This is a genomic window from Sphingobacterium sp. B16(2022), assembly GCF_012030425.1.
Taxonomy (GTDB): domain Bacteria; phylum Bacteroidota; class Bacteroidia; order Sphingobacteriales; family Sphingobacteriaceae; genus Sphingobacterium; species Sphingobacterium anhuiense.
On the sequence record NZ_JAAUVN010000006.1, the window covers coordinates 13,894 to 28,360 of the forward strand.

Annotated in this window: 9 protein-coding genes and 4 tRNA genes; 5 read left to right on the plus strand and 8 right to left on the minus strand. The window is 36.5% G+C overall.

The annotated features are described in order from the left end of the window. Window positions 1-23: 23 nt before the first annotated feature. The 4 genes from HCX49_RS22420 to HCX49_RS22435 form a co-directional block, all read right to left on the minus strand. Window positions 24-95 (minus strand) — tRNA-Thr (locus tag HCX49_RS22420). A gap of 94 nt (window positions 96-189) precedes the next feature. Next, window positions 190-262, minus strand: a tRNA-Gly gene (locus HCX49_RS22425). A gap of 55 nt (window positions 263-317) precedes the next feature. After that, window positions 318-398, minus strand: a tRNA-Tyr gene (locus tag HCX49_RS22430). Between the two features lie 21 nt (window positions 399-419). Next, window positions 420-492 (minus strand) — tRNA-Thr (locus HCX49_RS22435). A 455-nt stretch (window positions 493-947) separates the two neighbouring features. Here HCX49_RS22435 and HCX49_RS22440 point away from each other — a divergent pair. Beyond that, on the plus strand, window positions 948-2,111 hold the full coding sequence (locus tag HCX49_RS22440) for a BamA/TamA family outer membrane protein (RefSeq protein WP_132773499.1): 1,164 nt from the start codon (window positions 948-950) through the stop codon (window positions 2,109-2,111). A gap of 72 nt (window positions 2,112-2,183) precedes the next feature. On the opposite strand, the gene HCX49_RS25625 is transcribed toward HCX49_RS22440, so the two are convergent. The 4 genes from HCX49_RS25625 to HCX49_RS22460 all read right to left on the minus strand — a co-directional run bounded on the left by HCX49_RS25625 (window position 2,184) and on the right by HCX49_RS22460 (window position 7,170). Further along, complete coding sequence (locus HCX49_RS25625) at window positions 2,184-2,711, minus strand: hypothetical protein (RefSeq protein WP_031288932.1); 528 nt, start codon at window positions 2,709-2,711, stop codon at window positions 2,184-2,186. A gap of 362 nt (window positions 2,712-3,073) precedes the next feature. Next, window positions 3,074-4,393, minus strand: coding sequence for a sensor histidine kinase (locus tag HCX49_RS22450; protein WP_021191053.1), 1,320 nt, complete (start codon window positions 4,391-4,393; stop codon window positions 3,074-3,076). A 3-nt stretch (window positions 4,394-4,396) separates the two neighbouring features. Then, entirely contained in the window at window positions 4,397-5,758 is a 1,362-nt protein-coding gene (locus tag HCX49_RS22455; protein WP_132773497.1) for a sigma-54-dependent transcriptional regulator, read from the minus strand. Window positions 5,759-5,862: 104 nt separating this feature from the next. Further along, window positions 5,863-7,170, minus strand: a complete 1,308-nt coding sequence (locus HCX49_RS22460; RefSeq protein ID WP_168128204.1) for a TolC family protein — start codon at window positions 7,168-7,170, stop codon at window positions 5,863-5,865. 312 nt (window positions 7,171-7,482) lie between these two features. Here HCX49_RS22460 and HCX49_RS22465 point away from each other — a divergent pair, with 312 nt between their 5' ends. From HCX49_RS22465 to HCX49_RS22480, 4 genes are all read left to right on the plus strand, one after another. Next, window positions 7,483-8,736 (plus strand): efflux RND transporter periplasmic adaptor subunit, encoded by a 1,254-nt coding sequence (locus HCX49_RS22465; protein ID WP_168128205.1) that lies wholly within the window; start codon window positions 7,483-7,485, stop codon window positions 8,734-8,736. 105 nt (window positions 8,737-8,841) lie between these two features. After that, window positions 8,842-11,208: an ABC transporter permease gene (locus HCX49_RS22470; protein WP_168128206.1), complete on the plus strand. Its 2,367-nt coding sequence runs from the start codon at window positions 8,842-8,844 to the stop codon at window positions 11,206-11,208. Between the two features lie 49 nt (window positions 11,209-11,257). Then, on the plus strand, window positions 11,258-11,935 hold the full coding sequence (locus HCX49_RS22475; protein ID WP_132773513.1) for an ABC transporter ATP-binding protein: 678 nt from the start codon (window positions 11,258-11,260) through the stop codon (window positions 11,933-11,935). A gap of 97 nt (window positions 11,936-12,032) precedes the next feature. Further along, complete coding sequence (locus tag HCX49_RS22480) at window positions 12,033-14,432, plus strand: ABC transporter permease (protein ID WP_168128207.1); 2,400 nt, start codon at window positions 12,033-12,035, stop codon at window positions 14,430-14,432. The last annotated feature ends 35 nt before the right edge of the window (window positions 14,433-14,467 follow it).

Here is a 14,467-nt window from a genome sequence, read left to right on the forward strand (position 1 = left end):
TACTTGTTATACAATGTTGTACGAGCCAAAGATGGGATTTGAACCCACGACCTCTTCCTTACCAAGGAAGTGCTCTACCCCTGAGCTACTTCGGCTTTTCGAAAATCCTATCTACAGATTAATGCCCCCACCTTTAGATATAATATTATCAAAGAAGACAGAGACTAAAAATCAAGACTTAAAAATTTGAGCGAAAGACGAGGTTCGAACTCGCGACCTATAGCTTGGAAGGCTATCGCTCTACCAACTGAGCTACTTTCGCTTTTTTTGCGTTTTTCTTAGACTTTCGTCACCAACAGTACGCTAACTGCTTAGTGTGGGGGGAGAAGGATTCGAACCTTCGAAACCGAAGTAACGGATTTACAGTCCGTCCCATTTGACCGCTCTGGAACCCCCCCATAACTCTAAAGTTATGTTTGAGCCTCTTATCGGAATCGAACCAATGACCTACTGATTACAAGTCAGTTGCTCTACCAGCTGAGCTAAAGAGGCATCTTTATTTAAAAGCTTTTTTAATCTCCAAACGCAATTTCTTTTGTTTAGCGAGTGCAAATATCTATTTTAATTTTGACACTTGCAAGCTTTTTTTTATTTTTTTTCACTCTTAAAAGAACTATCAAACTTTCTGTGTTAGCATCGCTATTTCCTTGTTTGCTGATGCAAAGATATACACTAAACCCACATTACAAAAATATTTTTTTAAAAAAAACGCTACTTTTTCACAACACTACTGATACGCAGATAAATAAATTTCAAGCGAAATAAGACAATTAATAACGCTGGTGCAAAATTCGGTATTTCATCTACTAGATTATTATCCTTGACAGCTCGGGATCAAGAACAGAACAGCAAACATAAAGCCTAAAAAATAAATGTTAATCGATAAATTTGTTATCTATATGACGCAATTAAAATTGTAAATAAAACAAATTTATCTAAGTTTGGCCATGCAAAATCGAGATCAGCGTAAAGTGATCAAAATACTAGTTTCAATACTATTCATTGTTTTCATCACCGATACACATATTGTAAAAGCTCAAAATATAATAGAAAAAGTTACAAAAAAAGTTTTTTCGACCTCAAAGGACTCAACAAGATCTGGCGTATTCATGGTATTGCCGGCTTTGGGTTATGCGCAAGAAACAGGTGCTGAATATGGCATCGCCAGCAATTACAATTTCTATTTTAACAAAAAAGATTCAAGTATTAGGTCATCAAACATTTTATTAATGGGTACCTATACAACTAAAAAACAATCAAATATTAAACTACAGGCTGATATTTGGACAGATAATAATGATTATCATATTATTTCAGAGATCCGGTACCGCAATTGGCCCTCGAATTACTATGGTATAGGTATGGATACAAAAAAAGCTGACGAAGATCTTATCAGTCAGAAACTTTTCCGTGTCAAATTAGAAGTAGAAAAAAGAATTGCGTCCAAATATTATGCTGGTGTCAATATACAATATGACTATGTACAATTTAAGGACAAGGAAATAGACGGTATCTTTGACGACGCATCGTTACTAGGAAAAAATGGTGGACAGCAGTTACTGCTGGGTATTTCACAGCTATTTGACAGCAGAAACAATGTATCTTACACGACTCAAGGATATTACGCAAGAGCTAAACTAGCTTATGCTCCAAAACTATGGACAAAAGAAGATTTTGAAGGTGGCAATTTTGACGCTGATCTGCGTGCATTTTTTCCTATTCATCCCAAACTAACATTGGCTGCTCAGGCTATTTATAGATCTACCTTTGGCAAAACCATTCCATATTACGCCTATAGAGATTTAGGCGGAGACATGATGATGCGGGGTTATTATATCGGTCGGTATAAAGATAAGAACTACCTGGCATCGCAAGCGGAATTACGTTACCGCTTTCATCCCAGATTTGCAGCAGCAGCCTTTACAGGTGTGGGATCTGTCTTTTCAAAAGAGTATAATGCTCGATTTATTCCATCGTATGGAGGAGGATTTCGTTATTTTTTCAGCTTAGAACATAATAGTAATATTCGAATTGATTACGCTTACGGTGAACAGAGGCCTGGAGAAAAAAGACAATCGGGATTCTACCTTTCTCTTAGCGAAGCATTTTAAAATAAAATACCAATAATTAATTGATCATCTTTTCCTAATAAGAGATGATCAATTTCATAAATACCCCTTCTTTTAAAAACGAATGACAAAATCTTCTTTTCTTTGACCTTTTTTAAAAAAAACCAATCCTAAATGGAAAAGATCAATAGTCACAACTACCTTTTCAGCTTGTTTTAGTAGGTTCCAGTATTTTTCATGGTTTTTAGAAGCATGTGGCTCTTCAATGATTAAAATAGCATGTTCATCAACATCATCCAATACAGATAGATAATCCTCATCGGTATCAATATAATAAATAACTCTAGGGAAGTCATCTCTTCTAATTTGCCCAAACAATTCTAAAAGATCCTGCTGGACCAATTTACCTCTTATTTTAAAGGTTTTAAAGGCAAATGTCCCAAAAAAACGTTCTAGAAATAAATATTTTTTAATAGCCCTCTTCCCTGCTCTCTTATAAAATAATGGTACAGCATCCAACTGTTCAACAGTAGGTTTTCGATAAAGAACTTCATCAACCAATTTATATACAAAAGGTGAATGAGTCCCATGACGACTATGAGAGATTAAGTAATGGCGTAAATATTTTAGATAAAACTGCATTTCGAGAACAAATTTACATAGAGTTATACATATTTGGATCACCTGTATAGCATATTGGACATTTCTTTAGCGTTTATACTAATTTTACTTAGTATTAATAGAGGGTTTATAGAGCTTTACCTCTATGAACCCTCTATCAAACCTCTAGAAAAGCTCTATAAATCCTTTAGAAAATAATAATAAGGCCTACACATATTTCCTATTAAGAAACAACATGATCTACCTTCGTTTCTCTAAAAAGATATAAAACAGGAAATATTTCACATGGAACATTCGTGAATGGTTGATGATAAAACACAGAAACATAGGACTAACCAGCGGAGAACTGTTAGCGATAAAATGAGTCAATAGCAAGAAATAACTTAAAACTGTAAAATAAAAACACTTCCTTTTCCTTCTTCACTATTAACAAAAATCGTCCCTTTGTGCAACAGCATGATCTGCTTGCTCAATGTCAAGCCAACACCTGTACCGGTCTTCTTTGTTGTAAAAAATGGTGTAAAAATTTGTTCTTGCAAATCACTGGGTATACCAATTCCATTATCTTCAATCCTTACCTGTATCTTACCGTCGGCTTCTATGGCAGAAAGACTGATATATGGATTGTCATTTAATTTAACTGCGTCAATAGCATTTAACATCAAATTGATGATAACCTGTTCAATCAGATTAACATCAGCGTGAAGAACCAAGCGCGTATTCTTCAGAATAATATCTACATCCACATTCTTTTGAAGAATTGTCGGTTCCAATAATTGGTAAATATGTTCAAAAAGCTGTGCCGCAGAAATGGGAACCAGCAAAGGCTCGTCGACCTTATTGATCATCCTGTAGCTTTTAGCGAAATGCAAAAGTCCCTGACTTCTGCGCTGGATGGTCGAAATTCCTACTTTTAAATCCTCTATATCTTCCTGTCCTCTGAAATGATTTAGCCTTCCGTTTAAAGTCTCTGCTAGCGAACTGATCGGAGCAATTGAATTCATGATTTCATGCGTCAACACCCTTAAAAGCTTTTGCCAGGCTTTCGTTTCGGTCTCATCCATCGCTTCATTGATGTTTTGATAGACGACAATCCGAAAGACTGCGTCTTGTGTTTCAAAGCTGGAACTCTGAATAAGCAACTTTATCTTTCCTTTTTTTGACTGTACAGATTCCATTTGTTGCTGTCCAACATCCAAACGCATGGTCTTTTCGTACAATTCTTCGTGTTTTTTCTTCAGGGCAGAAATATTTCCTAGATGCGGCATATGAAACAATTGCTTAAAAGCATCATTTACCCACATCACTTTTCCGTTGTCCAATTGATAGAATATAATAGCCGAATTTAGCATATTAATAACCCTGTCGAGATATTGATGCTGGATCTCCTTATCCATGCTGATCTCCTTATAGGTGTCGTTAATCTGATTAAAAGAGGTAAAAAGTCTACCTTCCGTTGATTTCGCATTTTTAACAACGAATCTACGTGTAAAATCATGGTATTTCACCGCCTCGGAAAACTCGACCACTTGCTGCGATAAAAAGTGGATTTGCTGATAGATGCTGTAAGCTAAGCAGGCAAGCAGAATAAAAATCAAAACAGCATAGGTATAAAAACCCTTAAACACCAGAAAGGCATCGATCACACATCCTGCCAACAAAATCAGTAATTTAACTAGATTAAAGAATCGATTACCTTTCATTCTTTAGATATCATATTTTTCCAATCTTCTGTATAAGGCTGCCCGTGTCAGTCCCAACTCCTTTGCTGCTTTACTTATATTTCCATTAAATCGGTCTATCGCCGCTTTAATCGCTTTTCTTTCTAATTCTTCCAAATTTGTACCAGCAATGCTCGTGTCAAATGAACTTTCTTCGGGCTGTTGCTCAATTGGGGAAAAAAAGATATCGTTACCGCTAATACTCGCTTGGTCGGCCATAATCACCGCGCGTTCAATGCTGTATTGTAATTCTCGTACATTACCCGGAAAATGATAAGAAAAGAGTTTTTTTATGGCATCTGCTTCAAATCCGTCAATCCGTTTATTATATTTCTTAGCATAAACGTTTAAAAAATGTTCTGCGAGAAGTTGAATGTCATGTCCCCTATGTCGTAAAGGTGGAACCTGTATTTCTACAGTATTGATCCGGTAAATCAGATCTTTTCGGAACCTATTTTCATCCGCAAGTACTTTCAAGCCAGCATTTGTAGCTGTTATGAGGCGGATATCGACAGGAATCATCTGATGTGATCCTAATGGCGTCACATAACGATTTTGAAGGACGGTCAATAATTTAGACTGTTGCTGCAGCGAGATATTTCCAATTTCATCTAAAAACAAAGTCCCTCCATTGGCTGTTTCAAACCGACCTTGACGATCTTCCCGTGCATCCGTAAAAGCTCCCTTTTTATATCCAAACAATTCGCTTTCAAACAAACTTTCCGTTAAAGAGCCTACGTCAACTTTCACATAGACATCATTGGCACGAAGTGAACGTTTCTGAATGGCCTGTGCGATCAGATCCTTTCCTGTACCATTTTCTCCTAAAATCAATATGTTTGCATCTGTCGGAGCAATCTTCTCTAACTTATATTGCAACTCATCCATTACGACCGACTGCCCGATTAAATCGGGAACACCGTCCAACGTTAAAAGCGAATTTTTAACTTTTTTGTCTTGATTTTTATTTTCTGTCAGCGCACTTTCTATTGTAGCCAATAGATGTTCGTTAATCCATGGTTTTACCACGAAATCTGAAGCTCCCTGTTTGAGCGATTTCACGGCTAGGTCAACAGCTCCATACGCTGTAATCATGATAACCCGAATATTTGGATATTTTTCTTTTATCCGTGACAACCAGAACAATCCTTCATTACCCGTATTGATTGTACTTTTAAAATTCATATCCAGTAAAACCAGATCGTACGACATCTTATCCAGATGTCCCATGAGATTTTCTGGATTAGATTCTACTTGCACATGGCTCACTTTGGGCTTGAGTAATATGCGTGCTGCTGTTAATAAATCATGGTCATCATCGACGACTAAAACTGCTGACTTTTTCATTAAAATAATTTGTTCTGCACTGGCAATGAGGTTATCATGAGTAATTTATTGTTCATTATTCTAAAAGAATACTCATGCATGCATTTATTCAGATACTAAGATAACTATAAATTCAACGAGCCTGCATAATAATCATTGATATATTTTTGAAGCAACCATTCATATTGCTTCACAAGCAACTGAATCTGACTACTGTCCAATTTATTCTTTGCTGTTAAGAAAAGTACGGAATTGCTATTTCCTGCCTCAAAATGTACCTGTGCAATACGAAATGATTCCGAATAACTTTGTTGCTGTTCTTGCAATTGAACGATGTTATTACTGACATTTTTCAAATTAAAAACAGCCTTAGCCGTCTCGGTACGTAATTCATTGAGACTAACATCTTTTTGAAATTTGGCAGATTCCAAATCTAATTTAGCTAATTTCACTTGATTATATACAGCGAGATGATTGAAGATCGGAATGTTTAAATTGAGTCCAATTGACTTCCCTAAATTATTGTTGAATTGCTTAAAATAACCAAAATCAGCACCGTTTGAATAATTTGTAGATAAACCTGCACTGAAAGACAAGGATGGCCAATAATTTGATTTCACCACTTTAATATTGCGTTCAGCAGCCTTGATCCGCCAATCCAGTGCTGGTATAATTGGCAAATTCTCACTTGCAGCATCAAACAATTGCGCTGCAGTTTTAATTTCAGCATCCTGTTTAAATTCGATCGCTTTCAACTCGCCCAAACTTGTTTCATCTACATTCAATAAAGTAGATAACCTCACTCTATTGAGATACAAAATCTGTTTATTATTTTCAATTGCATTGATATCATTCGCCAATTGTCCTTTCAGATCAAAATAATCCCCCGGTGCAATTGCACCTTCTTTATGAAGTACTTCTGCCCTACGAACCTGTTCCCTGGTCACCTCTGTTTGCAATTCGGACTGTTTCAAGACATCCTGAGCAGTCAAAATCTGAATAAACGATTCGATCACATCCAGTTTAAGCGTATTGATCTGCGAATCGAATTCCAACTTGCTGGCAGTTTTTGCATCAGCTTTCATACGTATGTCGTGCAAAATTCTAAATCCGTTAAATACAGGAACAGTTACTCCTAAAGAAGCTCCTCCCGAAGAATTGTTTGTTGTCGTATATTGATTGATTGTTTTATCCAAATAACGCCCCGTACTAAAACCGTGATTTAAACCTGCATTGACATCTGGCAATCGATTCGCTTTTGCCTGTTTCAAATTAATATCCGCCCTTCTTACATCTAGTTCGTTCTGCATTAAAGCCGGATTTGCTTTTATAGCCAACTGTATGCATTCATTCAACGAGCGCTGTTGAACTTGTGCACGCACAAAAGTCAAGCTATAAAGAAAACACAAACTGTATATAAAGATTCGTTTCATATTTCATATTTTCCAAATCTTTAACCACAGGCCATGCCAAACAAACAAATCACTAATTATCAACTAAATAACAATAACCAATAATGATATATGTTCATCTTCGTACATGCAGGTGTTCGCTTTCGAACACTTCAAGAATACACTCATTGTTCACCATAAAAAACGGCTTTGTGATCAAGTTGTACGCAGCCGAACAATAAGTGTTCGATTACGAACACTAAACAAATAGCTAAAACACAATAATTAAATGAATATCAATGCATTACATTTATGGCACATCTTTCATAGATAATAACAAAATTGAAACGTATTATGGACAGACCTTTAGAAAAGAAGAAGTGGAATAACAAACGCATATTAACCTTAGTCGGAATTACAGGTTTGGTCGGCCTTATAGCCGCAAGCTTTTATTTTACAAGCGGTAACAGCAAATTGAATGTAGAAGCAGATCGTATTTCCATCGTTGAGATTAAAAAAGACAATTTTCAGGAATTCATTCCAATCAATGGATCTGTTCTTCCTATTAGCAGTATTTATTTAGATGCTTCCGTTGGAGGCCGTGTGGAAGAAAAATATGTAGAAGATGGTGCGACCTTAAAAAAGGGAGATCCAATCATGCGGTTGTCCAATACGGATCAGGAACTTAATCTTATTCAACAGGAAACACAGGTTTTAAACCTCTTGACACAATCACAGATTGCCCAAACCAATGCACAACAGGTTTCGATCAATAATCGTAACCAGATGGCAGATGTAGAACAGGCTTATAAAGAGGCTGAACGTGTATATCAATTAAATAAAAAATTATTGAATGAAAAAGCGATTGGATCACAAGAATTTGAAAAATCAAAAAATGAATATAACTACCAAAAAGAACGGGTTAACTTAACAAAACAAATCCTAAAACAGGATGAGGTTTCGACCAATCAAAAAGCGCATCAGGATAAAGAAACATATCAACGTACACAAAGTGCTCTTGAATTGATGAAGAGAAAAATCGGCGATTTGATCGTTCGTTCTCCTGTAGATGGTCAATTAACATCATTTGACGCTGAGATTGGACAAAATAAAAATGCAGGTGAACGTCTTGGACAGATCGACGTACTTACGGGATTTAAGGTTCGTGCGGATATTGACGAGCATTATATCAATCGAATTTTTCCGGATCTTCAAGGTGAATTCACGATTGGTGATAAAGCATATAAGTTAAGAATCAAAAAAGTATATACACAAGTAACAAATGGACGGTTTCAGGTCGATATGGAATTTATCAATGAAGTTCCTAAGGGTATACGCAGAGGGCAGACTTTACAGATCAGATTGGCTTTGAGTGACGAGACCAAAGCAGTATTACTTGCAAAAGGAGGATTTTATCAGCAGACCGGTGGTAATTGGATCTTTAAACTGGATAAAAATGGAAATACTGCTTACCGTGTGGATATTCAACTGGGAAGACAGAATCCTGAATATTATGAGGTCATTAAAGGTCTACAGCCTGGTGATAAAGTAATTGTATCCAGCTATGAAACTTATGATAAAGTACAGGAGTTAAATATTAAACGCTAATAAAACTTATGATAGGATGCTCGCGCTAATCCTCCAAAAAAGTAAAGAGAAAATTTCTGAGGTGTTTTTCAATAGTTTAACACCTCATTCTAATACATTAAAGACATGATTAAAAATTTTATAAAAGCCACCTTTCGTAACCTTTGGAAAACCAAAAGCTACAGCTTTCTTAATATTTTTGGGCTCGCTATTGGCATTGCCGCAGCAGCTTTAATTTTTCTATGGGTAGAAAATGAGATAAACTATAATAAGAACTTTACGAAAATAGATGACATCTATGTTGTTAAATCCAAACAGACTTATGATGGTGCTACTTTCGTATTCGAATCAACTCCAGGCACCTTAAGCCAAGCTATTGAAAAAGAAATTCCAGGTATAAAACATGCAGTAAGAGTTGGCTCGAATAATTCCCTATTGTTTTCAAATGGGGAGAATAATCTCTATCTAAATGGTTATCATGCCGAACCCGAAATTCTCGATTTATTATCAATAAATTTCCTACAAGGTAATCGTTCTGAAGCACTTAAAGAGCCTAATAATATTATTCTTAGTTTGGATGGTGCAAAGCTATTATTTGGGGATGAACCCGCACTTGGAAAGTCTGTTCATATCGGTAACAATGAATCGTATATTGTTTCTGGTATTGTCCAGGATTTTCCGAATAATAGCAGTTTGAAATTTAATTGGATGATTCCTTTCAAAAAATTTGAGACCGGACAAGAATGGTTAAAAGAATGGGGTAATAATGGAATCATGACCTTGATCCAACTGGAGAAAAATGCTGATGTTAATCAGATTAATGCTAAGTTATTAGACTTTGTTAAAAATAAAACAAACGGCCAAGTTACATTTTCTAAGAACTTCCTTTATCCGATGAACCGCTGGCGCCTTTACAATGCATTCGATCAAAATGGGAACGAGAAAGAAGGTGGGATTAAAAATGTCAAGTTATTTAGTCTTGTCGCCTGCATCGTATTACTAATTGCTTGCATTAATTTCATGAACCTGGCTACAGCCAGATCGGAAAAAAGAGCTAAAGAGGTTGGTATGCGTAAAGTGGTTGGAGCAACAAAAAATTCTTTAATTGCTCAGTTTTTGGGAGAATCTTTGATCTTCGCCTTTCTTTCCGCATTATTGGCGATTGTGTTTGTTTACATCTCAATTGGACCATTTAATAGTATTATCAATCAAAAACTCGAGGTAAATCTATTCAGTACAAACCATTTATTATTTCTACTCACTATCGTATTGTCATGTGGCATATTTGCAGGAAGCTACCCTGCATTTTATCTTTCGTCATTCAATCCTATTTCGACTTTAAAAGGACACAGGCAGAAAGCTGGTGCGTCAATTTTCATTCGAAAAGGATTGGTAGTTTTGCAATATACCGCATCAATTGTTCTTATAATAAGTACGATTATCATTTATCAACAGATAAACTATGCTAAAGGTCGAGATTTAGGTTACAATCGCAGTCAAGTCATTACCACAAATCTCCAAGGGGATTTATCGCAACATATTGATTTAATTAAAGATCAGTTAAAGGCTACAGGAAGTATTGAACATGTAGGCATTAGCGACATGAGTATTTTAAATATCGGCAGCAATTCAAGTGGGTTTGAATGGGAAGGGAAAGATCCCAAATCCAGTATTCTAATTAGTATGTTGCGAACTGATGATGGTTTTATTCCAAGCATGGACATGAAAATGATAGATGGACGTAACTTTAATCCACACTTTTTAGGAGATAGTACATCTATTATCGTAAATGAGACTCTCGCAAAAATGATCAAAAAAGATGGAATGGTTGCAGGAAGTACGATTACCTATGGAACAGAATCCTTTCGAATAGCGGGTGTTGTTAAAAACTTTCTTTATAACAGTGTCTATTCATCGCCAATGCCACTTATTTTTATTCCTTTTTCTGCATCTAATGGAATCTTAAATATTAAAACTAAAAATGGTGTTGATTTTCCGGTCGTTATTCGGCAAATTGAAAAAATTATTAAAAAATATAATCCCTCTTATCCTTTTGAATATCGGTTTTTAGATGATTCTTTTAATAATACATTTCAATCTGAACTGTTTATTCAAAAATTAGCCTCAGTGTTTTCCATCCTTTCTATTATCATCTCTTGCCTAGGTCTATTTGGACTGTCAGCTTTTGCAACAGCACAGCGATCAAAAGAAATTGGTATTCGAAAAGTATTGGGAGCATCTGTTACGCGACTGATCAATATGCTCAATCGTGAATTCATTATACTCATCTTTCTATCTTGCCTAATTGCTTTTCCGATCGCGTGGTACATGATGAATCAATGGTTAGGTAATTATGGTTATCGCATTGATATCTCCTGGCTAGTATTTTTACTCAGTGGAGCACTTGCACTTGTTATCGCCATCATAACGATTTCAGGCCAAGCTTTAAAGGCGGCATTATCTAACCCTACAAACTCATTAAGAGATCAATAATAAAATAGAACAATTACAAACAATACATAAAGATATGAGCACAAAAAATATGATCAAAATCAGTAATCTTCAAAAGTACTATCGTACAGAAGAAGTGGAAACCGTAGCACTCAACAATTTGAATATCCATGTTAAGGAGGGTGAATTTGTTGCCGTCATGGGACCTTCTGGATGTGGTAAGTCAACGCTGCTCAATATTATCGGGCTTCTGGATGATTTGGATGAAGGTAGCTACTTATTTAATGAAATCGAAGTCGCTAAATTCAAAGAACGTGGCCGTTCGGATTTACGTAAGCATAATATTGGTTTTGTCTTTCAGAGTTTTAACCTGATCGATGAACTGACGGTATTCGAAAACGTGGAATTACCACTTGTTTATACCAATGTTCCTGCAGCAGAGCGTAAACGTCGTGTTGAAGAGGTGCTGGAGAAAGTACAGATTATGCACCGACGCAATCATTTCCCACAACAATTGTCTGGAGGTCAGCAACAGCGTGTTGCAGTGGCCCGCGCTGTGGTCAATAATCCAAAACTAATTCTTGCCGATGAGCCTACAGGTAACTTAGATTCCAATAATGGTAACGAAGTGATGCAATTATTAACAGAGTTGAATGAAGCTGGAACAACGATCGTCATGGTAACACATAGTGAGCATGATGCTAAATTTTCAGATCGTGTGATCCGTATGTTAGATGGACAAGTAATTATGGAAACAGCAACATTATAATTGAGCACTTTAATAAATAATTGAAATAATAGCAACCCTAAAAAACGGAATTAGGATTGTAAGTAAAAGTGTAACAGTTGCAGTAACGTAAAGTAAGATGATAAAGAACTATTTAAAACTAACCTTTCGTAGCCTTTGGAAAATCAAAGGGTACTCGGCTATTAACATTCTTGGACTCACTGTAGGTCTAACTAGTTTCTTGATGATCTTATTATACCTCAACTATGAACTTAATTATGACCGTTGGGATGCGGAACTTGAAAAAGTATATAAAGTATCGCTTCGTGACGCCGAGAATGATATTTCTCCCAATACACAGGCACCTTTAGCGACTTTATTGCTTGAAAATGGTTCTCAAATCGAATCTAGCACTAAAATTTCAACAGATGCTACTTTTGAAGTACCTCTTTCTGTAGGAGAAAAAACATTTTCACAAAGTGGTACCATATCTGCAGACTCACTCTTTTTCTCAGTCTTTCCATATAAGATTGTAGCAGGAGATGCATTAAATCCTCTACAAAAACCAAATGCCATGGTCATTAGTGAATCGATGGCTAATAAACTTTTCGGAAATGAAAACCCAATAGGAAAGACTATTAAAACATTCAATTCATTTGATTTCGAGGTGACTGCAATTATGGAAAATCCAGAAGGGCCGACTCATCTGAATATTGAAATCGTATACCGTTCACCATTTGAAAAACAAAACTATCATTGGGGAAATTGGTCCTTCCATACGTATGTTAAAACCAAAAATATCCTAGCTGGAAATGATTTGGAGACAGCAATAGACCGTATTTATTATACGGAAAGACTTATGAAAGAAACAGGCAAGACATATGATCAGTATATCAAATCTGCCAATCACACAAGTCTTTTTGTCGATGCCGTTCATGATATCCATAATTTCCCTAAACACGGAACTAGCAATATTGGCACGATTTCAATCTTATTGGTTTTAGCTATACTGCTTCTCTTTACCGGAGCAATTAATTTTAGTAACCTTTCGATTGCATCTTCTTTGAGACGCGCTAAAGAGGTGGGGATCAAAAAAGTTCTTGGCTCTAGCCGTGCTAATTTATTTTGGCAATTTATGGTGGAAATTGCCCTGCAATGTACCATCGCATTATTCTTATCCTTCCTACTTTTAAGCGTAGCCATACCTTATTTTAATCAGGAATTCGGAGTCTCTTTAAATTTATTTGGTATAGCATCTTCGTGGTCATTAATTGCTCAGATTGCCGGTTCCCTTGTTACTGTCACCTTGCTTTCCGGACTTTATCCGGCCGTTTTCCTCTCGCGCTATAACACCACAAAAGTTCTTAAAGGTGATTACTCAACCGGAAAACAAGGACTTGCTTTACGAAACGGATTAATTGTGGTTCAATTTGTTGTGGCGACCTTCTTCATTATCAGCATTGTAGTTGTTAATCGGCAATTGACTTACATGCAGCAGTCAGACAAAGGGTTCTCGAGTGAACAGGTGCTACGTGTGCAAGCATTCATACAGAAAAACAGAGACGAAAACTTTGACCAGGTTAAAAATGAACTGCTTCGTATACCGGGTGTACAGTCTGTGGCGAAAACAACCAAGGTTCCTGGTGATGTTTTATCGGATACATCGACAATGAATTTTAAACATGCAGGGGCTTCCTATCGCCTGGGGTCGGTCAAAGTAAATCAGGATTATTTTAAAACGCTCAACATTGATTTAGTTGACGGCAGGTCATTCAATGACAATCATGCTGACCAGCATACAAGATCGGCTATTATCAATGAGGCCGCAGCTCAAAAATTAGGTCTTAAACATGCTGGAGGAGCATATATTAGTTACCCTGACTGTGATAGTGTTCCAATCGAGGTGGTAGGAATTGTGAAAAACTTTAATGTGCTGGGCTTTGAGCGGGAAATACAACCGACTGTCTTCACGATAGGTAATGATGCTTGTGTTTTTCAATCAGGAGGTGCGATTTTGGTTAAACTTTCTGGCGGTGACACGCACAAAACGGTTGCAGGTATTGAGAAACTATGGAAAGGTATTGAACCTGGTTTAGGAATTCGTCACTCTTTTTTAGATGAAAATTTTCAACAACTATTTGCGAGTCATCTGCGCTTAAAACGCATCGTCACCTTCTTTGGATTTACAGCCATTGCAATGGCCATTATTGGGTTATTCGCGCTAACTGCATTTTTAATTGGACGTAGGACAAAAGAAATCAGTATCCGTAAGATTCTGGGAGCAGACTTAAGCGATTTAGGAATGTTACTTGGTAAAGATTTTTTACGTCTAGTTGCTTTAGCTGTATTGATTGCGATCCCGCTTGGTTGGTGGGCGACAAATGCTTGGTTGCAAGGCTTCGCTTATAAAATATCTCTTAGTGTGTGGCAATTTGTACTATCGGCAGCTGTCTTACTTATTGTCGCAGCCTGTACGATATGCATTCATATTGTAAAAGCATCCCGTTCAAATATCTCTGATAATCTAAGGAATGAGTAGTATATAAAGAATAAAGCACTTACCGGTTTTAATAG

What these genes read in the sequence shown, in the direction of transcription:
- HCX49_RS22480 (WP_168128207.1), top strand. Translation starts at nt 12,033, where the DNA reads ATGATAAAGAACTATTTAAAACTAACCTTTCGTAGCCTTTGGAAAATC.
- HCX49_RS22440 (WP_132773499.1), top strand. Translation starts at nt 948, where the DNA reads ATGCAAAATCGAGATCAGCGTAAAGTGATCAAAATACTAGTTTCAATA.
- HCX49_RS22450 (WP_021191053.1), bottom strand. Translation starts at nt 4,393, where the DNA reads ATGAAAGGTAATCGATTCTTTAATCTAGTTAAATTACTGATTTTGTTG.
- HCX49_RS22470 (WP_168128206.1), top strand. Translation starts at nt 8,842, where the DNA reads ATGATTAAAAATTTTATAAAAGCCACCTTTCGTAACCTTTGGAAAACC.
- HCX49_RS22475 (WP_132773513.1), top strand. Translation starts at nt 11,258, where the DNA reads ATGATCAAAATCAGTAATCTTCAAAAGTACTATCGTACAGAAGAAGTG.
- HCX49_RS22460 (WP_168128204.1), bottom strand. Translation starts at nt 7,170, where the DNA reads ATGAAACGAATCTTTATATACAGTTTGTGTTTTCTTTATAGCTTGACT.
- HCX49_RS22455 (WP_132773497.1), bottom strand. Translation starts at nt 5,758, where the DNA reads ATGAAAAAGTCAGCAGTTTTAGTCGTCGATGATGACCATGATTTATTA.
- HCX49_RS22465 (WP_168128205.1), top strand. Translation starts at nt 7,483, where the DNA reads ATGGACAGACCTTTAGAAAAGAAGAAGTGGAATAACAAACGCATATTA.
- HCX49_RS25625 (WP_031288932.1), bottom strand. Translation starts at nt 2,711, where the DNA reads ATGCAGTTTTATCTAAAATATTTACGCCATTACTTAATCTCTCATAGT.